At 38.2% G+C, this 24,713-nt stretch carries 21 protein-coding genes, 1 other RNA gene, 1 pseudogene and 1 other annotated feature; of the genes and pseudogenes, 20 read left to right on the top strand and 3 right to left on the bottom strand.

The window, feature by feature from the left end; genetic code table 11:
* Positions 1–124 precede the first annotated feature (124 nt).
* The 4 genes from NV349_RS15665 to NV349_RS15650 all read left to right on the top strand — a co-directional run bounded on the left by NV349_RS15665 (position 125) and on the right by NV349_RS15650 (position 4,456).
* Positions 125–2,320, top strand: coding sequence for a RelA/SpoT family protein (locus NV349_RS15665; RefSeq protein WP_036124404.1), 2,196 nt, complete (start codon positions 125–127; stop codon positions 2,318–2,320).
* 35 nt (positions 2,321–2,355) lie between these two features.
* Positions 2,356–2,796 (top strand): D-aminoacyl-tRNA deacylase, encoded by a 441-nt coding sequence (gene dtd / locus NV349_RS15660; RefSeq protein WP_036124403.1) that lies wholly within the window; start codon positions 2,356–2,358, stop codon positions 2,794–2,796.
* Positions 2,797–2,867: 71 nt separating this feature from the next.
* Positions 2,868–3,083 (top strand): DUF2642 domain-containing protein, encoded by a 216-nt coding sequence (locus NV349_RS15655; protein WP_036124402.1) that lies wholly within the window; start codon positions 2,868–2,870, stop codon positions 3,081–3,083.
* 272 nt (positions 3,084–3,355) lie between these two features.
* Positions 3,356–4,456 (top strand): alpha/beta hydrolase, encoded by a 1,101-nt coding sequence (locus tag NV349_RS15650; protein ID WP_271910505.1) that lies wholly within the window; start codon positions 3,356–3,358, stop codon positions 4,454–4,456.
* 338 nt (positions 4,457–4,794) lie between these two features.
* On the opposite strand, the gene NV349_RS15645 is transcribed toward NV349_RS15650, so the two are convergent.
* Positions 4,795–6,150 carry a lytic polysaccharide monooxygenase gene (locus tag NV349_RS15645; RefSeq protein ID WP_271910503.1) on the bottom strand — a complete coding sequence of 452 codons (1,356 nt, stop codon included), beginning with the start codon at positions 6,148–6,150 and terminating at the stop codon, positions 4,795–4,797.
* A gap of 561 nt (positions 6,151–6,711) precedes the next feature.
* On the opposite strand from NV349_RS15645, the gene NV349_RS15640 reads away from it, so the two are divergent.
* A complete protein-coding gene (locus NV349_RS15640; protein WP_058845150.1) occupies positions 6,712–8,118 on the top strand; it encodes a YfcC family protein in 1,407 nt (468 codons plus the stop codon).
* Positions 8,119–8,610: 492 nt separating this feature from the next.
* On the opposite strand, the gene NV349_RS15635 is transcribed toward NV349_RS15640, so the two are convergent.
* On the bottom strand, positions 8,611–10,194 hold the full coding sequence (locus NV349_RS15635) for an N-acetylmuramoyl-L-alanine amidase family protein (protein WP_101966511.1): 1,584 nt from the start codon (positions 10,192–10,194) through the stop codon (positions 8,611–8,613).
* 164 nt (positions 10,195–10,358) lie between these two features.
* Positions 10,359–10,601 (top strand) — a binding site (T-box leader).
* 254 nt (positions 10,602–10,855) lie between these two features.
* On the opposite strand from NV349_RS15635, the gene hisS reads away from it, so the two are divergent.
* From hisS to NV349_RS15575, 12 genes are all read left to right on the top strand, one after another.
* A complete protein-coding gene (gene hisS / locus NV349_RS15630; RefSeq protein WP_271910501.1) occupies positions 10,856–12,124 on the top strand; it encodes a histidine--tRNA ligase in 1,269 nt (422 codons plus the stop codon).
* A 64-nt stretch (positions 12,125–12,188) separates the two neighbouring features.
* Complete coding sequence (gene aspS / locus NV349_RS15625; protein ID WP_101966510.1) at positions 12,189–13,958, top strand: aspartate--tRNA ligase; 1,770 nt, start codon at positions 12,189–12,191, stop codon at positions 13,956–13,958.
* Between the two features lie 140 nt (positions 13,959–14,098).
* Positions 14,099–14,298, top strand: a non-coding RNA gene (gene ssrS, locus NV349_RS15620) — 6S RNA.
* Between the two features lie 190 nt (positions 14,299–14,488).
* Positions 14,489–15,649 (top strand): N-acetylglucosamine-6-phosphate deacetylase, encoded by a 1,161-nt coding sequence (gene nagA / locus NV349_RS15615; protein ID WP_257982877.1) that lies wholly within the window; start codon positions 14,489–14,491, stop codon positions 15,647–15,649.
* A 26-nt stretch (positions 15,650–15,675) separates the two neighbouring features.
* Positions 15,676–16,398 carry a GntR family transcriptional regulator gene (locus NV349_RS15610; RefSeq protein ID WP_036124397.1) on the top strand — a complete coding sequence of 241 codons (723 nt, stop codon included), beginning with the start codon at positions 15,676–15,678 and terminating at the stop codon, positions 16,396–16,398.
* A gap of 4 nt (positions 16,399–16,402) precedes the next feature.
* Entirely contained in the window at positions 16,403–17,122 is a 720-nt protein-coding gene (locus NV349_RS15605) for a sugar isomerase domain-containing protein (protein WP_036124385.1), read from the top strand.
* Between the two features lie 19 nt (positions 17,123–17,141).
* Positions 17,142–17,411, top strand: coding sequence for an HPr family phosphocarrier protein (locus tag NV349_RS15600; protein WP_036124382.1), 270 nt, complete (start codon positions 17,142–17,144; stop codon positions 17,409–17,411).
* Positions 17,412–17,507: 96 nt separating this feature from the next.
* The gene (locus NV349_RS15595; RefSeq protein ID WP_271910497.1) at positions 17,508–18,683 is read left to right on the top strand and encodes a GNAT family N-acetyltransferase; all 1,176 of its coding nucleotides are present in this window, start codon (positions 17,508–17,510) and stop codon (positions 18,681–18,683) included.
* Positions 18,684–18,910: 227 nt separating this feature from the next.
* Positions 18,911–19,222, top strand: coding sequence for a PTS sugar transporter subunit IIB (locus NV349_RS15590; RefSeq protein ID WP_036124378.1), 312 nt, complete (start codon positions 18,911–18,913; stop codon positions 19,220–19,222).
* A 17-nt stretch (positions 19,223–19,239) separates the two neighbouring features.
* A complete protein-coding gene (locus NV349_RS15585; protein ID WP_036124376.1) occupies positions 19,240–19,560 on the top strand; it encodes a PTS lactose/cellobiose transporter subunit IIA in 321 nt (106 codons plus the stop codon).
* A gap of 46 nt (positions 19,561–19,606) precedes the next feature.
* Positions 19,607–20,932: a PTS sugar transporter subunit IIC gene (locus NV349_RS15580; protein ID WP_036124372.1), complete on the top strand. Its 1,326-nt coding sequence runs from the start codon at positions 19,607–19,609 to the stop codon at positions 20,930–20,932.
* A 24-nt stretch (positions 20,933–20,956) separates the two neighbouring features.
* Positions 20,957–22,039, top strand: a complete 1,083-nt coding sequence (locus tag NV349_RS15575; protein ID WP_036124370.1) for a DUF871 domain-containing protein — start codon at positions 20,957–20,959, stop codon at positions 22,037–22,039.
* Between the two features lie 113 nt (positions 22,040–22,152).
* On the opposite strand, the pseudogene NV349_RS23255 reads toward NV349_RS15575, so the two are convergent.
* Positions 22,153–22,308, bottom strand: a pseudogene (locus tag NV349_RS23255) (IS5/IS1182 family transposase); the annotation flags it as partial.
* Between the two features lie 368 nt (positions 22,309–22,676).
* Between NV349_RS23255 and NV349_RS15570 the strand changes: the two are divergent.
* The 3 genes from NV349_RS15570 (at position 22,677) to NV349_RS15560 (ending at position 24,683) form a co-directional block, all read left to right on the top strand.
* Positions 22,677–23,438 (top strand): tRNA threonylcarbamoyladenosine dehydratase, encoded by a 762-nt coding sequence (locus tag NV349_RS15570; protein WP_271910494.1) that lies wholly within the window; start codon positions 22,677–22,679, stop codon positions 23,436–23,438.
* 129 nt (positions 23,439–23,567) lie between these two features.
* Positions 23,568–23,954 (top strand): hypothetical protein, encoded by a 387-nt coding sequence (locus NV349_RS15565; RefSeq protein WP_036124366.1) that lies wholly within the window; start codon positions 23,568–23,570, stop codon positions 23,952–23,954.
* Positions 23,955–24,164: 210 nt separating this feature from the next.
* Positions 24,165–24,683: a hypothetical protein gene (locus tag NV349_RS15560; protein WP_036124364.1), complete on the top strand. Its 519-nt coding sequence runs from the start codon at positions 24,165–24,167 to the stop codon at positions 24,681–24,683.
* The last annotated feature ends 30 nt before the right edge of the window (positions 24,684–24,713 follow it).

The raw sequence follows: 24,713 nt of genomic DNA, 5'->3' as shown, positions 1-24,713 counted from the left end.
TTTTCGAACTGTTCACGAGATTAACTAAACTAAATGACACAGTCTCTTTACAATAGGCTACAAAATTTTATACAATTAAGTTTATATCTAATCTGAAAAATTTGACGAGCAAGGTGGACATGTTATGGCGAAAGAGCAAATTTTGACTCCTGAGGACGTTTTTGAGTTAGTCAAATCCTACATGAATGATGAAAATGTCACATTCGTGAAAAAAGCATATGAATTAGCAAGGGATGCCCATATTGAGCAATTCCGTAGCTCTGGTGAACCTTATATCATTCACCCAGTACAAGTGGCAGGTATTCTAGCTGAATTACAAATGGACCCGGAAACAGTAGCGGCAGGTTTTTTACATGATGTTGTCGAAGATACGGATTTTACGCGGGATGATTTGGTACGGGAATTTGGCGAAGAAGTAGCCGTGCTTGTTGATGGTGTGACAAAGCTAGGGAAAATTAAATATTTATCAAAAGAGGCGCAGCAAGCAGAGAATCATCGAAAAATGTTTGTAGCTATGGCACAGGATATTCGTGTCATCTTAATTAAGCTAGCAGACCGTCTCCATAATATGCGTACGTTAAAGCATTTACCTGCTGAAAAGCAGCGACGTATATCGAAAGAGACGCTAGAAATTTTTGCACCACTTGCACATCGTCTGGGAATCTCGACTGTAAAATGGGAGCTTGAAGATACAGCACTTCGCTATTTAAACCCACAACAATATTATCGTATTGTCAGTTTGATGAAGAAAAAGCGTGATGAGCGTGAGGCTTATTTAGAGAATGTCATGGCTGAGATGAAGTCACAGCTTAATGAGGTTGAAATTGAAGCAGATATCTATGGTCGTCCAAAGCATATTTACAGTATTTATCGAAAAATGGTGCTCCAAAAGAAACAATTTAATGAAATTTATGATTTATTAGCCATACGTGTACTTGTCGATAGTATTAAAGATTGCTATGCGGTTTTAGGGATTGTGCATACACTCTGGAAACCGATGCCAGGGCGCTTTAAAGACTATATTGCCATGCCAAAACAAAACCTGTATCAGTCCTTACACACGACCGTTATTGGACCCTATGGTGATCCATTAGAGGTTCAGATTCGTACGAAGGAAATGCACAAAATTGCAGAGTACGGGATTGCGGCACACTGGGCGTATAAAGAGGGCAAAAATGTTGATCATCAAAAGCAAAATGTCGATCAAAAATTAACATGGTTCCGTGAGATTTTAGAATTTCAAAATGAATCTTCTAATGCAGAAGAATTTATGGAATCCTTAAAATTCGATTTATTTTCTGATATGGTCTACGTATTTACACCTGAAGGCGATGTCATCGAATTGCCGGCGGGTTCTGTGCCCATCGATTTTGCCTATCGTGTCCATTCAGAGGTCGGAAATCGTACGATTGGGGCAAAAGTCAATGGGAAAATGGTGCCGCTTGATACACCACTGAAAACCGGCGATATCATTGAAATTTTAACATCTAAGCAATCCTTTGGTCCGAGCCGCGATTGGCTAAAAATAGCACAATCCTCACAGGCGAAAAATAAGATTAAGCAATTCTTTAAACGACATTTACGTGAAGAGAATATCATCAAAGGGAAAGAAATGATTGAAAAGGAAATTCGTGCTCAGGATTTCGATTTAAAGGAAACGATGTCATCAGAAAACCTCAAACGTGTATGTGATAAATTCAACTATACGAATGAGGAGGACTTGTATGCAGCAGTAGGGGTGAATGGCATTACTGCACAGCAAGTGGTTAATCGTTTAGCGGAAAAACGTCGTAAAGAGCGTGAGCAGGAAGAAGCTTTAGAGAAAATCGAACAAAAAATGAAAAATCCAATTCCGCAAAAACGAACGGAATCGGGTGTCATCGTCAAGGGCATTGATAATATGCTTATTCGACTTTCTCGTTGTTGTACGCCTGTACCTGGTGATGAGATTGTAGGCTTTATTACAAAAGGTAGAGGTGTTTCTGTACACCGTGCAGACTGTCCAAATATTCAAATTGAGGATGAGCAAGAACGTTTAATTGAAGTGGAATGGGAGCATGGAATCATCCCTGAGAAAAAAGAATATCCAGTGGATATCGAAGTGTCAGCCTTTGATCGACCTGGTATTTTAAATGAAATTATGCAAATTGTTAGTGAAACAAAAACAAATATTTTAGCAGTCAGTGGTCGTGCTGATCGTGATAAAATGGCAACAATTCATTTAACGATTTCCATTTCAAACATTTCACATTTGCATAAGGTTGTTGAGCGGATTAAACAAACACCTGATATTTATTCGGTGCAGCGTGTCATCAATTAATGATTGGCAACAACATAGAATTGGGGTTTTAATGCATGAAAGTAGTATTACAGCGCAGTAAAGCTGCTTCTGTAACGGTTGACGGAACTGTCACAGGAGCGATTGATAATGGCTATGTTCTTCTAGTAGGTATTACACATGAGGATACACATGAGGATGTCGCTTATTTAGCGAAAAAAGTAGCTAATTTACGCCTTTGGGAAGATGCGGAAGGAAAAATGAATCATTCGATCCTAGAGCATGGAGGCGCAATTTTATCCGTCTCACAATTTACATTGTATGGGGATGCAAAAAAGGGAAATCGTCCTAGTTTCATCAGTGCAGCTAGACCAGAAGTAGCCGAACCGCTGTGGGAAGCTTTTAATCAAGCATTGCGTGAGCTCGGCTTACATGTGGAAACAGGTATTTTTGGTGCAATGATGGATGTTGCACTAATCAACGATGGTCCAGTAACAATACTTCTAGAATCAAAATAATGGAACATTTCCTATAAATCCTTCATATACTAATGAGTATGGTTAGTTTTATAGGAAGGAGTGTCTTAAACTTGACGCAGATAGGGAGTAGATCTAATCCATATTTATACGAAACACTTAACATGATGATTGGCCAGGCAGTAGTGGTGCAAACAGAAAAAACGATGCAAAAAGGTATTTTATTATCCATACTACCTGACCATATGATCCTTGAGATGAATCGTACCCCTTTCTTCATTCGAATGGAGGAAATTGTATGGGTTACATTGGAAACTACAAAAAATTGATGAAGTACGAACCTTCGAATCATAAAAGATGATAGAAGGTTCTTTTTTATATTTTAAGGTATAATGAGCAAATTTAATTATTAGAATATGGAGTTTATATTGGTTTGAGGGCAGAAGCAGGGATCGTTCATGGAGAAAGACACTTTTGGTATGTCTCTTGTGAAATCGGTCATAAAGCGACTAGAATTATACTCAACTAAGAAACAAGTAGGAATGGCTGCTAATATACTATTTAATACTGTCATGAATAGGTTTAAAGGAGGTTATATATTATGAACATAATGAAGAAAATAGCCAAGATAGTGGGAATAATTCTAGCTATTTTCGCTTTGTTTATAGGGGGTGGATACGCTATTCTTGAGATTAATCCATTTGGGAATAAACTAGGCAAGCCAGTTGCGGATATTGAGCACAAGGTTGAAATTTGGGGAGAAGAAGTTGCAGGAAATCATTCTGGAAGTAAGCTAGACGATATGAATATTAAGGGTAATCCTAACAGACTCTTAGCGACATTCAAATTTTCTACTAGTATTGTGGGAGAAGAATATAAAGACAATGAAGCTGCAATTGATACCTTTACATATGTCCATGAAATTGTAGGAGGCTATGAAAAATCTACCTATGAAGATGAACCATATCTGATTCCTTATACGAGGTCAAACAGTGACAGTGCCATCATTATTATTCCAGGAGGTGGCTATGGCTTTAAGGAAATGGATGGTGGAACTGCTGAAGGAAAAGAAGTAGCTGAATCATTAAATAAGGCAGGTATCAATGCATTCGTTCTACACTATCGTTCTAACCCATATGAATGGCCTATTCCCCAATTGGATGTTCAGCGGGCTGTCCGTTATCTACGTTATCATGCAAATGATTATGGTATTCATCCAGATAAAATTGGATTAATCGGTTTTAGCGCGGGTGGTTTTCAAACCGGTAGCTTTATTAATCTCATTCAGGGGAAAAATCTGTTTCCTAATAGTTATCAGCTTGATGACATCGATGCAGTCGATGATAAAGTAGTCTCTGCAGCTATGATTTATCCAGCATTGACCTATCGCTATAATGTGCCTATGCTCTTTGCTTCTTTTAAAGATGAAGATGTAAGAAGTCCAGAAGTGCGTGAAGAGCTTTTGAATCAGACAGATTTATCTAAACATTTTAGCACAGCAAATATACCTCAGTTTATTGCTTATGGGACGAATGATTTAGCTGTTGGGGTAAAAGGGCCACAAGAATATATTCAATCTGCACGAGTAGCAGATGCGGATATTACTGAAATTGTAGTAGAAGGTCAGAATCATGGCTTTAAGCAGGAACACTATATGAGAGAGTTTCTTGAATGGGTAAAAAAGGTTTTCAATTCCTTATAATGTGTCTTTTTTACTTTTGTTAATTGTAACTTGTGGAAGCAGAATCAATAATGCAAGCGATATAATTAGTATATACACATGCATGGGCTACTTGCTTTCCTGTGGGCGAGCGCCTAACCGCTTCCACTCCGTGCAGGGGTTGGATACGTTAATGTTTTACTAAATGTTGGAAATTAAAGAGGAAGAAAAATGACAAAAGCCATCGAGATCAACTTCTCGATGGCCTTTGTATGAATTTATTTAACTTCTAAAATGAATTTATAGCTATTATCTATAGAAATAAAACTATTGTTGATTTAAAAGGATCTTTTCAATCACTGCAATCTCATACTAGGACTTTACTCATTTTCTTTCCATAAAGACAATGCGTTTATCCAATTTGGATCTCCGTATCCTTGATAGCTTTGAACGGCTACATAAATCTTTCCTTGGTACTCAACCTTATCTCCTTTTGTGTACGCCTTAAATGGACTCCATTGCTCATAAGAAGCCCCTAGATCTTTTGTAGTCACAGTTAAAATGGAACTTTTAATTGATTCATTTCCAGCCGCATCCACTGCAGTTACTGCATACATATATGTTGTATTGGATTGGAGATTCATGTTCATAAATGATGTAGTTTTTGATGTTCCAACAACAGACATTTGATCTGCTTGTGTTCCTTGATATATAACATAATGGTCAACTGCTACATTATCCTCTGATGCACTCCACATTAAGTCTGCACTTGAAGATGTTACGCCCATTGTGTGAAGTGCAGTCGGTTGCGTTGGTGCTTCTGTATCTGGAGCTGTATGCATTGTCTCTACAACTATCGATTCACTTTCATTAGAAACATTCCCAGCTGCATCCACTGCCTTTACCGTATATGTATACTTGGTAGTCGGTTTTAAATTTTTATCTGTGAATGTTGTTCCTGGTACCACTCCAACTACTTTATTATCACGTAATATCTGATATTCTTTTACACTCACATTGTCTGTAGAAGGACTCCATTTTAGCTCGGCACTGTTTGAAGTAACTTTCGTAGTATGTAATCCATTTGGCTGAGTTGGAGCTTCTATATCTACATTTCCATTATTCACTAAATTAACGTCGATTACATTATAGAATGCATTTGAAGTATCAGCTACATCCCAAACAGCTAGAATAATGTGGTAACCACTACGATCAGTTGGCACGTTAATTGTATGAGTTAAATTATTCGATGCAGCAGAACCATTATGTTCTACAGTTTCAATTAGCTCAAGGTCAGCACGGTTTAATGGTTTATTTGGATTCCATCCCTTTTTAGTAATATAATAGTGCCATTTGCTTGTTAAATGTGGAGCTGTATACTTCCATGTAAAGGTATTTGAACCTCCTGTAATCGTGTTTTTAAACCAACGATCAGCGGTTTGTTGATCGAGTATGCCACCAAATAGACCTCCAGCAGATGCGATTTTTCCATCAGCCGGCCCACTTTGTGGAAATCCCTTAGGTGCCTCTAAACTCTGTGGCTCATACATTATGTTTCCGCACATTAAATTAAGTGCTCCATAATTTTGACTACATAAAGCAGCTCGGCTAGCTGGTTTTTCAACAAATCCATGGGCATATGCATTAGGTGCCATTGAAATACCCATGATTCCTGCTGCTAATATGGCAGCACTTATTCCCTTTTTACTTAACTTTTTTGCGAATTTAGTATTCATATAACTAGTCTCCTTTTGTTGGAATTGGATAGCAACTAGTATGATAGCAATATATTAAAAATTATTCAAAGTCTGTTTTTATAGGATAATAGTTTTGTTGTGCAAATAACTTTTGTTGCAAAATTAATGAGTATATAGACCTTAATTGGGTAAATATCTTACTTTAGAGGATTGTTTTCTATTAAAAATAATTAGCTATTATAATAAAATCTTCAAATCTATTAAAATTTGTCAATTTACGTACAGTTACTCTTCTCATTCATGAAATGTAGCTATAGAAGTTGTTAACCTTGGTCACAATACTCAAATTACGGCGCTCTGCTGAACGCATAATTATCCAATTAATCGAGTATGAATATTTTATGTAGCAGAGGATAAGCATCCTTATCAGCAGGGGCGTCTGAGAAAGCTTGCTGTGGCAACAAATAAATAGAATTTCTGAAATAATAGAAAATTAATACTTTACAATAAATTTGAACTCATGTATATTTATTTTCAATTAACGACATATAGCGACAATATAATGCAAATGTCTAAATTGATTAAAAGGAGGGTGATGTCATGGAAAATGAACAAGGTGTAAAGAAAAGAAGCTGGCTGAAAGTACCTCATACATATACCATTATTTTTGCTATTATTTTTTTAGCGGGTATTGCAAGCTATATTATTCCAGCAGGTGAGTTTGAACGAATAGAGGATAAGGAAGGGCGAATGCTCGTTGTAGATGGAAGCTATCATCATATTGAGAGTGATCCAGTTTCATTTTTTGAAATGTTTACAGCTATTCCAATGGGTCTTGAAAAAGGGGCTCAAATTATTTTCTACATTTTCTTAGTCAGTGGTGTTTTTGGGATTATTCGTTCCACGGGTGCCATTGAAGCTGGTGTTTATAAAGGGGTAAAAGCTTTAGAGGGAAGAGAAAAATTACTTATCCCATTATCAATGATTTTATTCTCTGTTGGTGGTTTTACAATGGGGATGGCCGAAGAAACAATTATTTTCGTACCGATTGGTGTAGCAATTGCGCGTGCGATGGGCTTCGATGCTGTGACAGGGACTGCCATGATCACACTTGGAGCGGCCAGTGGATTTTTTGGAGGGATGCTTAATCCCTTTACGGTGGGTGTTGCACAATCATTAGCAGATGTACCGTTATTCTCTGGGATCGGCTTCCGTGCAGTTGTCTATGTTTTTGTGTTAGGTTTTGCTATTTTCTATGTATCTCGCTATGCCTTTAAGGTGAAAAAGAATCCACAGGCAAGTGTTATTTATGACATCGAGCAAAAAGCTAAATCTAATGTATCCGTTATTGACATTCCTACATTAACAGGAAAGCATAAATTTGTATTTATTGTGATGGCTTGTGGAATTGGCTTTAATATTTATGGTGTATTTAATTGGGGCTGGTTCTTAACACAGTTAACCGCCTCCTTTTTAATTATGGGGTTAATTGCAGGGCTAATTGGTGGGTTGAAACCTGCAACTATTTTTGATTCCTTCATTGAAGGAGCGAAGGCTGTAACATTCGGTGCTTTAATTGTAGGTTTTGCCCGTGCGATTACGGTTGTTTTAGAGCAAGGGAAAATTATCGATACTATCGTTTATGCGGCATCGGAAACAATTGGGCATTTACCACATGCTATCAGTGCAATCGGTATGTTATTTATTCAAGCACTGTTAAATTTATTTATTTCATCTGGTAGTGGACAGGCAGCCGCAACAATGCCGATTATGATACCAATTACCGATTTATTAGGGTTAGAACGACAAGTGGCTGTATTAGCCTTCCAATATGGTGATTCCTTAACGAACTCTATTATTCCTACTTCATCTGCCTTAATGGCCTATTTAGCGGTTGCAGGCATTCCCTATGAAAAGTGGATCAAATTCATTTGGAAGATGATTCTTGGCTGGGCAGTGATTGCATGCCTGGCGTTAATTGCTGCGGTAGCAATAGGGGTTTCTTAATACGTGAAAAAAGCTGTGGATAGCATCCGCAGCTTTTTTCTTAGTGTTGAAAAACAAAACAGTCAATTGGAAGGTAGAAATGGATTTCCGTTGCAGGCTACTTGACTCCATTCCAACCTACAAAAGTGTTACCTTTTTAGTGAAGGTTTTCAAATAAAGTGAAGGTCTTCACTGCTCTTTATGGAGAGGTGTTGTCACGCATCACTTCTCTACATTAATAATAAGAGCTTATTCCCTCTAAGAATACAAATAATGGGCTATTTAATCGCTATATTACTATGAAAAAAAGTAAAGACTCTTTGCAGAATGGTTGATTGGAGTGGAGCCAGCGTCACTCCTAGGGGATTTAGCGTCACAGATGAGACTCTGGAGCGAGCGTAAGTGAGTGAAGCGGCTCATCGGACGCCCCCCTGGAAAGGACGCTGGCGGAACGGAAATCTCCCCCTCCCCTTGCAAAGTTGCTTTTTCTGCCTTTGACATGATCTTTTTTCATTATTCCTCTTGCTCATTAAAGTAGTTGAGAATTCCTTGATAAATACCGAGAGTCGCCTGTTCACGGAACTTCGCTGTGGTGATGACACGCTCTTCACTTGAATTACTTAAGAAGCCTAACTCAATAAGGACTGCTTTTTGACGATTTTCTCGTAGTACTAAATAGTTACCTTGTTGTGTGCCACGATCTCTTAACTCTAATTTACTTGATAGTCCATCATGAATCGCTTCAGCAAGCCCTTTTTGATTACTATTCATATAATAGGAGGTGAAGCCGTTAATAGAGCTATCGTCTGTTGCATCATAATGGAGACTAATAAAGGCATCTGCTTCATATTGATGCGCAATCGATACACGCTTACGCAATGCCACATATTCATCTGATTCCCTCGTCATGACTACATTGGCGCCAGCCGCACTTAGCTTGGATGCAAGCATAGTAGCTGTTTTCAGCGTAATGCCTTTTTCCTCTGTACCACGTTGACCCGTTGTGCCATGATCATTTCCACCATGGCCAGCATCAACAACTATTGTTAACCCACTTAACGTCCCTTTTTTACGAGGCTCTTCTTTTTCCTTTTGAGGAATCATCGTTTTATTAGAACTTGTTGTTACAACCCAGTTTGCAACAAATGCTGTTTGATCTTCATCTAATTGAATTTCATAAAAATCATTTTTTACGCCGACAATTGGATAATTTAAGCCAGCATCTACCCGTTCAACCACTTCAGCTGCTGTTGAGGCATCTGTTCGTAAGTTTGTCCCATTATAGATTATGGTAACGGATTCCAACTCTTTGGAAGAGGAAGTTTTGGATGTACTTTTAACTTTATTGGAGAAAGTACCATAAAAGCTATAAACCCAGCCTGTTTTTTTATCATTGTACTGAATTTGTACCCAATTATGTTCATGTGCAATTACTTTAAAGGCTTGACCTTTTTTCGCAGTGCCGATTTTTTTAGCATTCAAGTCTGGTTTTTTACGAACATTGAGGACGTCTACTAAAATAGTAAAGGTTGTGTCCTTGTTAACAGGTGTTGTAGTTGTCGTTACTTCTACGGCATCATCTTTAGGTTCCTTTTCTTTTTTAGGATTATCATTAATCGTGACATAATCCTTTGAAACCCATCCCGTAAGTCCATTCCAATCAATTTTTGCCCATTCAGCATTTTCTTCAATGAGGTTGGCTTGGTTGCCTGTAGAAAGTTGACCAAGAACAGCTGAAGAAATATCTGGATCTGTTCGTATATTTAAACGGTCAACTTGTGAGATGACGGATTTATCGATGGCCTGTTTAGCACTTGTAGGAGCCGTCAGCCATGAAGCAACCCAGCCCTCATAGTTACCTGCTTTTACTTGAATCCAATCACCTTCACGACCGATAGAGGTTAAAGGATCACCTTCTTCTAATGTCGTAATAATGGGATATGATAATCCAGGACCCTCACGCAAATGAAGAATCGTTCCAGCGACTTTTAGATCACTGGTGTCAGCGGAAGCTCTTTGAACAAAGTTCTTATTTGGCATCGCAATCGTTACCATTAGTACGAATATGATTATACTATGTAAAATTTTTGTCCTCATCAGATTCCTCCTATTCCTTGTGCTATTTTACCATGCTTTTGTCATAAAATTCGTGGTAAAATGGTAACGGAATTTGTTATTTTCATTATAGCCCTATGAAAAATACAAAAACAGTTGACATTGGCATGGCTAGTGACTAACATAAAGGGTAATCGAAAAATGATTAATCGCTTATGACCAAGCAAGTAGCGTATACCTCTATTGGAACAGAGAGGGAAAGACTTAGGCTGCAATCTTTCCTACAAAAATGTATCACGCGAATAACACTTGAGAGGCTTTTTTCTGAAAAGCAGTGCTTAGTAGGAAAAAACGGAATCGGCCGTTATCCGATTACGAGGAGGACACATGTAATTAATTGTGTCAACTAGGGTGGAACCGCGGAAGCTTATACAGCTCTCGTCCCTTGCTATGGCAAGGTGACGGGGGCTTTTTTGTTGTTCGAAAAAACTGCGAGATTCTTTTGAGAAAAGGGATGGGTTCGGTTTTAGGTGGTGAGTCTGCTCATCAAAATTGCGAACCCGCTCTAATCAAAGTGAAGACCGCTCTTTGAAGGTGTAACCAAACTCCAACCTGAATGAAAACTGCTCAATCGAAGCATGCCTCCGCCCCAAGTAGAATGACAGCTGCTCTATCATAAGCAATCGATATAGGAGGGATTTACATGAGTTTTAAAGTGCCACGAGGGACACAAGATATTTTGCCAGGTCAATCTGAAAAATGGCAAAAGGTTGAAGCGATTATTCGTGATATTTGTCGTGTTTATCGTTATAACGAAATTCGTACACCGATTTTCGAGCAAACGGATTTGTTTGCGCGTGGTGTTGGTGAAACAACGGATGTTGTGCAAAAGGAAATGTATACATTTGAGGATCGCGGGGGACGTTCACTAACATTACGTCCTGAAAATACGGCTGGTGTCGTACGTGCCTACGTAGAACATAAAATGTTTGGTGCTCCAGATCAGCCCGTTAAGCTTTCTTACTTAGGACCAATGTTCCGCTATGAGCGTCAACAGGCTGGGCGTTATCGTCAATTTGTACAGTTTGGAGTAGAGGCCATTGGTTCAGCAGATCCTGCAATTGATGCGGAAGTCATTGCTCTTGCGATGGATGTTTATGAATCAGCGGGCTTAAAGGATTTAAAACTAGTGATTAATTCACTGGGTGATAAAGAAACGCGTAATACTCACCGTACAGCCTTATTACAGCATTTTGAGCCACATATTCAAGAGTTTTGCTCTGACTGTCAAAATCGTTTGCAAAAAAATCCATTACGAATTTTAGATTGTAAGGTGGATCGTGAACACCCATTAATGCAAACGGCTCCAGCGTTAACTGATTTCTTAACAGAGGAGTCAGCTGCTTATTTCAGTCAGGTGAAATCGTATTTAGATACATTGGGCATTTCTTATGAGGTGGATCCAAATCTTGTACGTGGGCTTGATTATTACAATCACACAACATTTGAAATTATGTCTACAGCAGCTGGCTTTGGTGCGATTACAACACTATGTGGAGGCGGACGCTACAATGGGCTAGTGCAAGAAATTGGAGGTCCAGATGTACCGGGTATTGGTTTTGCATTAAGTATTGAGCGTTTATTATTAGCACTTGAAGCAGAGGGCGTTGAATTAGATACCGCTTCAGTACTAGATGTTTATATTATCGCAATGGACGCTGAAGCCAAGCAAAAGGCTGTAGAGCTAACTAGTACTTTCCGTGCAAAGGGTCTTGCGACAGAAATGGATTATTTAGATCGTAAAATGAAAGCCCAAATGAAATCAGCGGATCGTCTAGGTGCAAAATACACAATCGTTCTTGGCGAAACAGAGCTTGAAGAGCAAGCAGCTGCCGTGAAACATATGGAATCTGGTGAACAGCACAAAGTGGCATTCTCAGAGCTAGTGAATTATTTATCACAACAATCTTAAAGTAGATACAGGGCATTGCTAGTAGATGCTACATAAATTGAAGATATTTTGGAGGAATTTAACAATGGCTACAAGAACACATGCTAGTAACGAGCTATCAGAGGCGTTACAAGGCGAAAAAGTCGTATTAAAAGGTTGGGTGCAGCGTCGTCGTGACCTTGGTGGTTTGATTTTCATTGATTTACGTGACCGTACGGGAATTACACAGGTCGTATTTAGTCCAGACGTGGCTGAAGCACATGCACTAGCGGATAAAGTACGTAGTGAATATGTGATTGAAGTGGAAGGAACAGTTATCCTTCGTACAGAGGATCAAATTAATCCGAATGTACCAAACGGTAAAATTGAAGTAGAAGCAACAAGTTTAATCGTAATTAATACGGCCAAAACAACACCATTCCAAATTGAAGATCGCACAGATGTATCAGAAGACCTACGTTTAAAATATCGCTATTTGGACTTACGTCGTCCAGTCATGTTCGATACATTCAAAATGCGTTCTGATGTTACACGTACAATCCGTAACTTCTTACAAAATGAAGGCTTCTTAGAAGTAGAAACACCGATTTTAACAAAATCAACGCCAGAGGGTGCCCGTGATTATTTAGTACCATCCCGTGTCCATGAGGGTGAATTTTATGCATTACCACAATCACCACAATTGTTTAAACAATTATTAATGGTTGCAGGCTTTGAAAAGTATTTCCAAATTGCCCGTTGCTTCCGTGATGAAGACTTACGTGCTGACCGTCAACCAGAGTTTACACAGGTGGACATTGAAACTAGCTTCTTAACACAAGAAGAAGTATTAGAAATGAATGAACGCTTAATTCAAGCTGTTATGAAAGAAGTAAAAGGAATCGATATCCCTGCACCTTTCCAGCGTATGAAGTATCAAGAAGCAATGGATCGTTATGGTTCAGATAAACCAGACGTACGTTTTGGATTAGAGCTAGTAGCATTAAATGATATTTTTGAAGGCTGTAATTTCAAAGTATTTGCAGATACTGTTGCACAAGGAAAACAAGTGAAAAGTATCAATATTAAAGGAGCAGCGGACAAATATTCTCGTAAAGACATGGATGAATTAACAAAATTCGTTAGTATTTACGGAGCAAAAGGTCTTGCTTGGTTAAAGGTTACAGAAGAAGGCTTAAATGGCCCAATCGCGAAATTCTTTGACGAAGCGTTAGCAGCAGCTTTAATCGAACGTATGGGAGCAGAAGTTGGCGATATTCTTGTATTCGTGGCGGATAAGGCACCTGTTGTTGCAGCTTCTTTAGGGGCATTACGTTCGAAATTAGGACAAGATTTAAACTTGATTGACGAATCACAATTTGCTTTCCTTTGGATTACTGACTGGCCATTATTTGAATTCTCTGAGGAAGATGGACGTTACTATGCAGCACATCATCCATTCACACGTCCGTTCGATGAAGATATAGCGTTAATGGATACAGATCCTTCAGCAGTTCGTGCACAAGCCTATGATATCGTATTAAACGGTTACGAGCTTGGTGGTGGATCATTACGTATCTATGAACGTGACCTACAGGAAAAAATGTTTGAATTACTTGGCTTTACAGAAGAAGAAGCACAAGCGCAATTTGGCTTCTTATTAGAAGCATTTGAGTATGGCGTGCCACCACATGCAGGTCTTGCCTTTGGTCTTGATCGCTTTGTGATGCTACTAGCAGGACGTACGAATTTACGTGATACTATCGCATTCCCGAAAACAGCAAGTGCTAGCTGCTTAATGACAGAAGCACCGAGCGAAGTATCACCAGAGCAACTAAGTGAATTAAGCTTAGCCATCAAACCATTTAAAAAATAATGAATAAAACAAAATACCTGGATTTCCTAGCAAATATTGTTGAGAATCTAGGTATTTTTTTGTGTTTTTTCAGGAAAATATAGATTATGAGAGAAAATCGTTTGAATTATCAGAAAAGTGGTGTTATGATAACTGTAATACGAATCCTGATGTGTTTGTCTAACTGCTAAATCTACTTCACAGTTTTGACCGAACACTATCGAATCGGGAGCCTTCATTTTGTAGTCGCAAACATGCCCCTAGCGGAGCGGGACGTTTAAAGCTGCAAAGCGGGCACCCCCCTGCAAATTGCGGGTTCAAAACGAATGTTTCTTGGCATTACGGCACAATTGGGATTCGTCCTATACATAGGATTAAAAAGGAGCTTGAGAGTAGCTCCTTTTTTGTTGCCAATTTTTAAAAGAAAGATTTATAGAAAAATTTTGAAAATATGAAAAAATAACTTTTTATTTTAGATGAACGAGCATATAATTGGTATAGACAACTATACCTTTTGGAGAGCGTTCATAAAAAGGTTGGAGGTGATAAGTTTGAAGGACACATTATTAATCTCAAATGTTAGGATTATTAATCCTGATGATCAGCCGTTTAAGGGTGACGTCTATATAGAAGATGGTAAGATCATTCAAATAGGGCAGTGTTTGTCAAGAAAGGCAGTGCAACGTATTGATGGGCAAAATCATGATTGGCTACTGCTCCCTGGCTATATTGATATGCACATTCATGGATCAGCTGGGCATGATACGATGGATGCTAGTCCATTAGCTTTGCATGAAATAGCACAGTCCTTAGTGCAAGAAGGCGTTACAGGTTTCCTTGCTACAACTATGACACAAACTATAGCCAAAATTGAAAGCGCTTTAGTCAATGTGGCGCAATTTGAACAGCAAGAAGGAGAAGCCGTTTTACTGGGCATTCATGTTGAAGGTCCATTTGTTTCGAAAATACGTGCAGGTGCACAGCCAGAAGAATACATGATTAGTCCTACGATTGAACAATTTGCTAATTGGCAAAAAATGAGCTGTTATCGTATCAAACAAATTACCGTCGCACCAGAAATAGAAGGTGGATTCACATTTCTTGAAGCATTAAAGAACTTTAATGTGATTCCGTCTATTGGTCACTCAGATGCTACAATAGAGGAAGTCCATCAAGCAGTATCATTAGGTATAAGTCAAGCCACTCATTTATATAATCAAATGCGACCATTTCATCATCGTGATCCAGGTGTCGTTGGTGGGGTATTATTAGAAGATAACATCAAAGTGGAATTAATTGTTGATTGTGTGCATAGTCATCCTCAAGCAGTCAAGCTAGCCTATCGGACAAAAGGTGCCAAGGGGATCATTCTTATTACGGACGCCATGCGAGCGAAAGGCTTGCAGTATGGTGAATATGATTTAGGTGGGCAAACGGTGTATGTAAGTGAAAAAGGAGCCCATTTAGCGAACGGAGCATTAGCTGGCAGTGTGTTAACAATGGAACAGGCGGTTAAAAATATGAAGGCCATTACGAATTGTTCCTTACAAGAAATAGTCGCCATGTCTTCTACGAATGCCGCTGAACAATTGCAGCTTCCCATGAAAGGTCGAATTGAAGAAGGCTTTGATGCAGATTTTGTCTTGCTAGATCAACAATTAAATGTGCAAAAAACGATTTGTCGAGGTAAAGTTGTATTTGAGAAATCATAAAAGAGGCGATAAGGAAGGTGCAAGATTTGTTAGAGAAAAATTCTCATATACCTATTTATATACAAATAGAAGAGATTATTAAACAAAGAATTTATTTAGAAGAATACAGAATTGGTGAGACGATACCTTCAGAACGTGAACTTTCTGCACAATTTGATGTTAGTAGAATGACTGTGCGTCAATCCATTACCAATCTCGTAAACAGCGGTCTGTTATATCGAGAAAAAGGGAGAGGTACCTATGTTGCTAATCCCAAATTGGAGCAGCCATTAAAGGGCTTAACAAGTTTTACGGAAGATATGCGCGCTAGAGGAATGGAACCAAGCAGTAAGGTGTTACGATTTGAAAAAATCATACCACCAGTGGATATTGCAAGAGATTTAATGATTGAGCCTGGAGAAGAAGTATTCTTTGTGGTGCGAATTAGAAATGCCGATTCTCAGCCAATGGCGATTGAAAGAACGTATATTCCAGTCAAAATCTATCCAGAGTTGGATGAAAAGCAAATAATGGGCTCGCTTTATGCTTTAATCGAAGCAAAGTTCCATCAAAAGATTGGGAATGCCGTACAGCAAATGGAGGCAGCCATTGTCTCAAAAGAAGATAGTAAATTTCTACAGATAAATCAAACAGCACCTGTTTTAATTATCAAACGTACGAGTTATTTATCGGACGGTAAACCATTTGAGCTTGTACGCAGTACGTATCGAGCTGATCGCTATAAATTTATAAGTGAAATTAAAAGGTGATTATATGCATGCATATTTTTCTGAAATCGAAAAGCTCATCCAGATTGTGAAGGAGCAGGAGACTGTTCATTTAAAGGAAGCAGCACAAATCATTGTTCAACGTCTTCAAAGAGGTGGAATCATCCAATTATTTGGCTGCGGCCATTCTCAGCTATTAGCGCAGGAGGCTTTTTATCGAGCTGGTGGTTTAGTACCTGTTCGTCCGATTTTTCTAGAACCTTTGGCATTACATGCTGGAGCACTAGCTTCCTCAATCAATGAGAAGGATCCCACTATTATTGAACAACATAAGGAACAGTTTGATTTTCGTGAAAATGACGTTTGCATTGTCATTTCAACTTCAGGGAGAAATGCGGCCCCTATAGATGCTGCTTTGTTGGCAAAGGAGTCAGGGGTATACGTGTTTTCTCTACAGTCGCTCCTCTATAGAGAGCAGGTTGCACGTCATCACAGTGGGCACAGGCTTGAAGACGTGGTAGATTTTGTGATCAATACACATATCCCTATTGGAGATGGTGTTTTGCATCTACATGAAATGCAGTATGCGCCAGCTTCTACTGTCATTGGTTCCTTATTATTAAACGCCTTGTTCAGCGAAGTCATCGAAATAATAGCAAAGACGACAAAGGAGTTACCTATTTTTGTCAGCAATAATGTTGACTCGGATTGGTCGCATAATGAAACAATGATGGCCAACTATCAACATCGTATAGATTTTACATGAAAAAGGGGAGACATCGTAAATGAAAAAAATGTATAAAATTACTTCACCTGAGGGCATTCATGCCAGACCTGCTGCACTACTAGTAACTGCAGTAACTCCATTCGAAAGTGATATTCAATTAACGTACAAGGGAAAATCTGTTAATCTAAAGTCCATTATGGGCGTTATGTCATTGGGTGTAACACCTGGTAGTATAGTAGAAATTTCAGCGGCTGGTCCAGATATTGAAAAATTATTTCAAACCGTAACAGAAATCATGGTGTCAAAAGAAATAGGAGAAGAATGTTAAGAGGACAAAAGATTCTTGCAGTGATTGTTTTCATCTCACTGCAGAAGAATCTTTTGTAAATAACTGAATTTTTAGAATTGCAATAGGGGTGATTATATGGATATCCACATCGTCTCGCCTAATGATTATAGGCAGATTCATCAATTAAGAGATTATTGTTTTCCGAATAAATACACAGGGGCTCGACGAGAGGACTTTCATTATTGGATAGAGCAGAGTACGACATTAGGAGCTTATGATCATAAAAAGATTGTCGGTCAACTTTTAATATTGCCACTCAACATGACGGTTCATGGTGTTCCTTATAAAATGGGCGGAATCGGCTTTGTTGCAACATATCCTGAGTACCGACAACAAGGGATTATTAAAAGGCTCATGATAGAAGCCCTACAAAAAATGCGTGATAATGGGCAAACCATTTCAGTTTTAGCGCCTTTTTCTGTGTCCTTCTATCGACATTTTGGTTGGGAATTATTTTTTGAGAAGCTTCATTACACGATCCCACAAGCACAATTTCCGTCGTTTGGGAAACAACTGGATATCGTCAAACGGATGAGCTTTGAATGGGTTGAGCCTGAGCTGTTCAAGGAAATAAAGGATTTTCATAATATAATGGCAATATTGCAAAATGGAGGCATGGTAAGAGATGATGCCTGGTGGAAAAGAATTGAGAGAAGGAGCCCTGACAGCCATTTTGCAGCCTATTTTCAAGCAGATAAAATAGAGGGCTATATTCGTTATACCATTCTGCAGGGGACGTTTGTCATTCAAGACTTTATTGTAGCTAATTATTTAGCGGAGCAAGCCATATGGCGTTATATTACGTCACATGCAGCAAGTGTCGATCAAATTACAGGTGTTACTAGCAATCATTATCCCTTTGGTTTTTATTTCAAAGAGCCGCAATTCAAAAGGGAAGTCATACAGGATGTGATGGTTAGAGTCGTAGACGTTGCAGCTTTTATGCAGCGGTATCCATGGAGAGATATCACAGAAACATTGACGATACGTATTGACGATCCATTTTGTCATTGGAATGAGCATGTCTATCAAATAAATAAAAATGGTCAAGTGTCCATAATTGAGACAAATTCGGTCTCTGACAAGCATATGTTAACACTACCAATTAATCTTTTTTCTGCAATGATGGTTGGTTATCTTTCCGTCAAAGAGGCTGTTGTCTATGCTAATCAATCGACAGTGGAAAAGACTCTACAACGATGGCAAAGGGCATTGCCTACTGAAAAGCCAGCATTTTATGAGTATTTTTAAGCACTAAATGGTTTGAAAATTTTAAATTTTTTTGGATTTTTTTCTGGACTATACCAGTTGAGTAGAATCGTTTATGTTGCTATAAAAAACAATAGCCCAATTTTGTAAATAATTACACGGATATAAAATTAATGTAAAAAGTGTATTGTGGTATATACCAATAGGTGCTATTCTCAAAATAAGTAAGCGATTACACAATCAAAAAAACATAAAAAGGAGTGTTTCGAATGAAAAATATTATGTTAGTGTGTGTAGCGGGCATGAGTACTAGTTTATTAGTATCTAAGATGCAAAAAGCTGCTCAAGAGCAAAATATTGAAGCTGATATTTATGCCATTGCTGAAGGTGAGGTGGAAAAAGTATTAGCGACGAAAAAAGCGGATGTGCTGTTATTAGGTCCTCAGGTTCGCTATTTAAAGGGGTCATTTGAAACAAAATTCAAGGATAGGGGCTTTCCAATCGATGTCATCAATATGGCAGATTATGGCATGATGAATGGTGAAAATGTCCTGAAGCAAGCACTACACTTAATTGGATGAAAAAGGGGTTAAAGGGAATGGGAGAAGCAGCATTAATGGAGTCCATTATGGGTCTTATTGTGCATAGTGGCAATACGAAAAGTGAGTGTATGGAAGCTCTTCAGCTAGCAAAAAAGGGGCAAGTTGAGGAAGCAAAAGAAAAAATTAAATTAGCAAATGAGTCTTTAATTGAAGCACATCATGCTCAAACGGGGTTACTGTCTCAAGAAGCAAGGGGAGAAAAAGTAGAGGTTTCCATGTTATTAATTCATGCGCAAGATCATTTAATGAATGCTATTACTTTTCGCGATTTAGCGCAAGAAATGATTGAGTTATATGAACGAATCAAAGGGGAGTAACATCAAATTTTGATGTCACAATAAAAAGCAAAGGGAGTGTATGTGGATGTTCCGTTTTTTAGAAGAAAAATTTGTACCGGTTGCTGCTAGGGTTGGGAATCAGCGTCATTTAGTTGCTATTCGTGACGGCTTTATTACGATCATGCCGTTGACAATTGTTGGATCATTAGCTGTACTTATTAACAATTTGCCCATTAAATTATATCAAAATGCACTCGATGCCATTTGGAAGCATGAGACATGGACACAGTTTGGGGGGAATATTTGGGGAGCGACATTTGGAATTATCTCTCTATTATTAGCCTTTTGTGTTGCCTATCATCTGACAAAAAGCTATGACAAGGATGCATTATCTGGTGGGGTAATAGGGCTTGCCAGTTATATGACATTTGGTACGTTTGGTGAAGGGGGATTAACGGGTTTAACGACAGGTACAGGAGGAATATTTGTTGCCCTCATTACCGCTTTAATTTCCGCAGAACTATTTTCTCGTTTATCTGGCAATCCAAAGCTTTTAATTAAAATGCCTGCAGGTGTGCCATCCGCTGTGTCAAAGTCATTTGCAGCATTACTTCCAGCAATTATAACAATTGGTTTATTAGCATTAGTTCGTACGATCATTTCTGCTGGGTTTGATATACCTGATATTATTGGAACGTTTTATTCATCGATTCAAGAGCCATTTATGGGCTTAACAAATACATGGGTAGCTGGACTTATTTTAGCCTTCATTCCAACATTTTTATGGACATTTGGTATTCATGGGGCAAATATTATCGAGCCGTTTATGCAATCGATTAATCTACAAGCAATTGATGCTAACGTTGCAGCCATTTCTGCTGGAAAAGTCGCACCTTACATTATTAACAAACCGTTCTTTGACGCTTTTATTAATATGGGTGGCTCAGGTACAACGATCGCTTTAATTATCGCAATATTCATTATTGCTCGTAAAAACAAACAATATAATACGGTTGGTAAATTATCCGCTGCTCCCGGATTATTTAATATTAATGAACCATTACTATTTGGTTTACCAATTGTCTTAAATCCAATTTTATTTGTACCATTTATTTTGACACCAATGGTCAATGTGACAATTGCTTTCTTTGTAACAAAATGGGGTTGGGTGCCAGCAGCAACGATTGCTGTTCCATGGACGACGCCTCCAATTATTAATGGTTTCCTAGTCACGCAATCTTGGCGTGGAGCTGTACTGAGTATTGTCTTAATTGTTGTAGCTATTTGTATCTATTTACCATTTTTATCCATGGCTAATCGCTTGTCAAGACAGAATGAACAAAAGGCTGCTTTAGCAGCACAGAGCGAACAATCTGTTGTGGAATCCCAAGGGGAAAAAGTAGAAGTATAAGCGTCAATTAACGGAGGGTTTGAAGTGAGAAGATTAGGAATTTCGCTATATCCACAGCATAGTACACTAGACGAAATGAAGCGCTATGTTCAACTTGCTCATGACAATGGCTTTGATCGGATTTTTACCTGTTTGATGTCATTAAAACAGGAGGGGGAGCGTCAGAAATTACAGCAAATTAATGCCTTTGCGCAGCAGCTTGGTTTTGACATATCGGCTGATATCGCACCAGCTGTTTTTGATGATTTAGGCTTAACCTTTAAAGATATTGGCTATTTGAAGGAACATTATTATTTGGCAGCCTTACGTTTAGATATGGGATTTTCTGGTCAGGAAGAAGCGTTGATGTCACTTGACGCAAGTAATCTAAAAATAGAATTAAACATTAGTAACGGGACGAAATATGTAGACAATATTGTTTCTTACCAGCCCAATAAAGAGAACATTATCGGGTGTCATAATTTTTATCCAAGACGCTTTACTGGGCTATCTCGTCAGCACTTTTTACAAACATCCCAACACTTTAAAGCACACAACTTGAGAACTGCCGCGATGATCTCCTCGCAGCATGGTCAATTTGGGCCTTGGGAGCAAACGGAGTACGGGTTACCTACATTAGAGGAGCATCGTCATCTTCCTATCACTGTACAAGCGAAAGATTTATGGCATACAGGGCTCATTGATGATTGTATTATTGGCAATATGTATGCCTCAGAGGAGGAAATACGTGCGTTAGGTCAATTAAATCGCAATAAGCTTGAAATAAAGGTTGTCCCGTCAGCAGACACGAGTATTTTAGAGGAAACGATTCTTTTTAAAGAGCCCCATTTTAATAGAGGGGATGTCTCTGAGTATGTCATTCGTAGCACACAATCTCGGGTTAAATATAAAAACGGAGATTTTCCTGTGCATGATACACGACCATTAAAAAGAGGCGATATCACGATTGATAATAATTTGGATGTTCGTTATAAGGGAGAGCTACAAATTGTTCTAAAAGAAATCCCAAATGCCGGGTCGAGCAATGTTATCGCTAGCGTTGTTGAGGAAGAACAATTTTTATTAGCACATATTCAACCATGGGCATCATTCGGCTTTACAAAATGAAAAAAGGTGAGAAAGGGATTGAGTCATCAATCTCACAGACTGTAGCCATCGAGAACTTCACTCTCGATGGCTTTTGTCATTTTTCTTTCTTTGTTCAATATTTGATAAACCATTCCATAATCAGAATAGGGGTTTGCTACTAATGGATAAATAAACGAAAAATTAATAGTGGTTTCTAATTTTCGCACTTAATGATCTTGTCGTACTAATTGATCAATCGTAAACATTTCTAATTGTTTACATTCGTTGATTTTATTCTTCGTCAGCATCGTTTTTCACTTTAAAAGTTTACTTTTCATCAACATATATGGATGGAGTTGCTTTATATAGATGTTGAATATAGCGAAGGACGGTGACTCCTGCGGGGAAAGCAGCTCGACACCGCATGTGGAAAGTATCAGCTTGGAGTGGAATCAACCGTTTCCCTTTAGAAAATAATGCCAAGGAAGCATTCCAACTTTATTTTAAAATCCTTGTTTAATTACTGTTATTTGGATGGTTTTCAGTAGGCAATCTTCATTTTTTTCTTTATAATTTTCTCTTGAACAATAACATGATAAAATGTAAGATAGATTTTGATTTTATCTTAGTATATAACTAGGTTTACTAATAAAATATACAGATGGAGAGTGTCAGGATGTTACATCAATTTTCACGTAACGAGCTCGCTATAGGAACAGAGGGTCTCGAAAAATTAAAAAATACAACGGTTGCCATACTTGGTGTAGGTGGTGTTGGTTCATTTGCAGCCGAGGCATGCGCAAGAAGTGGAATCGGTCGCATTATTTTAGTTGATAAGGATAATGTCGATATTACAAATGTCAACAGACAACTAGTGGCATATCTATCAACTGTAGGCAAATCTAAATCAGCTGTCATGAAAGAGCGCATTACAGATATTAACCCAGCATGTGAAGTCATTGATATGCACATGTTTTACACGGAAGAAACCTATGAAAAGTTTTTCGCACAAGGCATTGATTATGTCATTGATGCAAGCGATACAGTGATGTACAAAATTCATCTAATGAAGGAATGCTTGCAACGTAATATTCCTATTATTTCGAGTATGGGTGCAGCAAATAAAATGGATCCTACTCGTTTCCAAATTGCGGATATATCAAAAACACATACAGATCCATTAGCAAAAATAATTCGTACAAAGCTTCGTAAAGAGGGTATTCATAAGGGTGTAACGGTTGTTTTTTCTGATGAAAGTCCAATTGTTGTACGTCCTGATGTCGTAGAGCATGTTGGTAAGCCTGATGCGGCAATTCGTAAGGCAAAGATGCCGCCTTCATCCAATGCCTTTGTACCGTCCGTAGCAGGTTTAATTGCGGCGAGCTGGGTAGTCAATACCATCTTAAAAGATGTAAAAATTACGCGCGTACAAGGATAATGTCAGAGAATTATTTTAAAAAAACAGCATAATGGATTATTTTCGTAGAAGTAGCTGCCTCATTGTTTTGAGAAGTAGCTACTTTTTCTATGTTACAATTAGACCGTTGAAAAAAGGAGGCGCATACAGATGGAAAAAATTTATCAAATGGAATATAGAGGTTTAAATCTTTTCGATGAAATTAGCACTGTAGAGTTAGCGATTGATGAAGAGAAGCAAACTATACATATTTTTGATGTTGGACAAGTAGTCAGCCCCATTTTTAATTTTGATGTATCTGCCTATGAATTGTCCGATGGTTTTTATAAAATGGCGGATGTTCTGCGGCATAAGAAAATCTTAACGAATCATCAAGCAGATAATAATGTCACATTAAGTGAATGGTTAATTATGAACAATGCTTATTTTTATATACCTCAAAAGCGCATTAAAAAATATATGCAGGGGAGCATTATTGAAATTGTTGATCGCGCAAAGGAACCCTGGTTATTTGATGATTATGTACAAAGGGTATAATTTTACCAAAATAGTTCGTCTTATGTACATAAAATGCTATTAATTCACGAAATTGTCTTATTTTTTTCATGTCCTCACTACTCCATATAGTTTATTGATATAATTTAAATCATCCATTAGATAATCGATCAGTTTGTTTGGGATGCTCCGAGCTACTTAGTAAATAGCCAGGAAGTTAAAACAGCAAATGACATATGGGAGAGTGGGGAAATGGAAATTCAAGTAATTCGTGATCATTTAGATATTGTCAAACTTCAAGAGAAAATGAATGCCATTGTATTTGACTATTTGGATACATCTAATAATTATCCGAAAGCTATGAGAGGGTTGAATCCTTTATATAGTCAAGTAACAACTTATTATAAAGAGTATGTTGATCATCGATCAGGGGAATTACCAAGCGCAAATACGTATTGGCATCTGTTTATCGATTGTTGTGCAAAATTATGTTATTTTTTAGCTGCATCGACCTATTATTCTTCGAATGCCTTGCAAAAAACGCCTGAAAAAGTGGAGCGTTTATTAACAATAGCAGCTTATTCCTTACCGGGAATTGAACAGGAAGAGAATGAATTATTATTAACAGATATCTTTGCTCTCTTAACGGAAGTGCTAGAGGATGAAGAGAAAATGACAACGATACGCAATGAAGTGCTTGCACAAAAGGGTGATGTGAAGCAGTGTCTGGAACAGTTCAAAGCATTTGTTGATGAAGAACTGACAGCCTAGACATTATTAGACTAGCTATTTTCAGAAAAT

The organism is Lysinibacillus sp. OF-1 (assembly GCF_028356935.1).
In the GTDB taxonomy this organism is placed as follows: domain Bacteria; phylum Bacillota; class Bacilli; order Bacillales_A; family Planococcaceae; genus Lysinibacillus; species Lysinibacillus fusiformis_D.
Note: the sequence above shows the minus strand (reverse complement) of the source record. Positions and strands in the feature narration are given on the sequence as shown.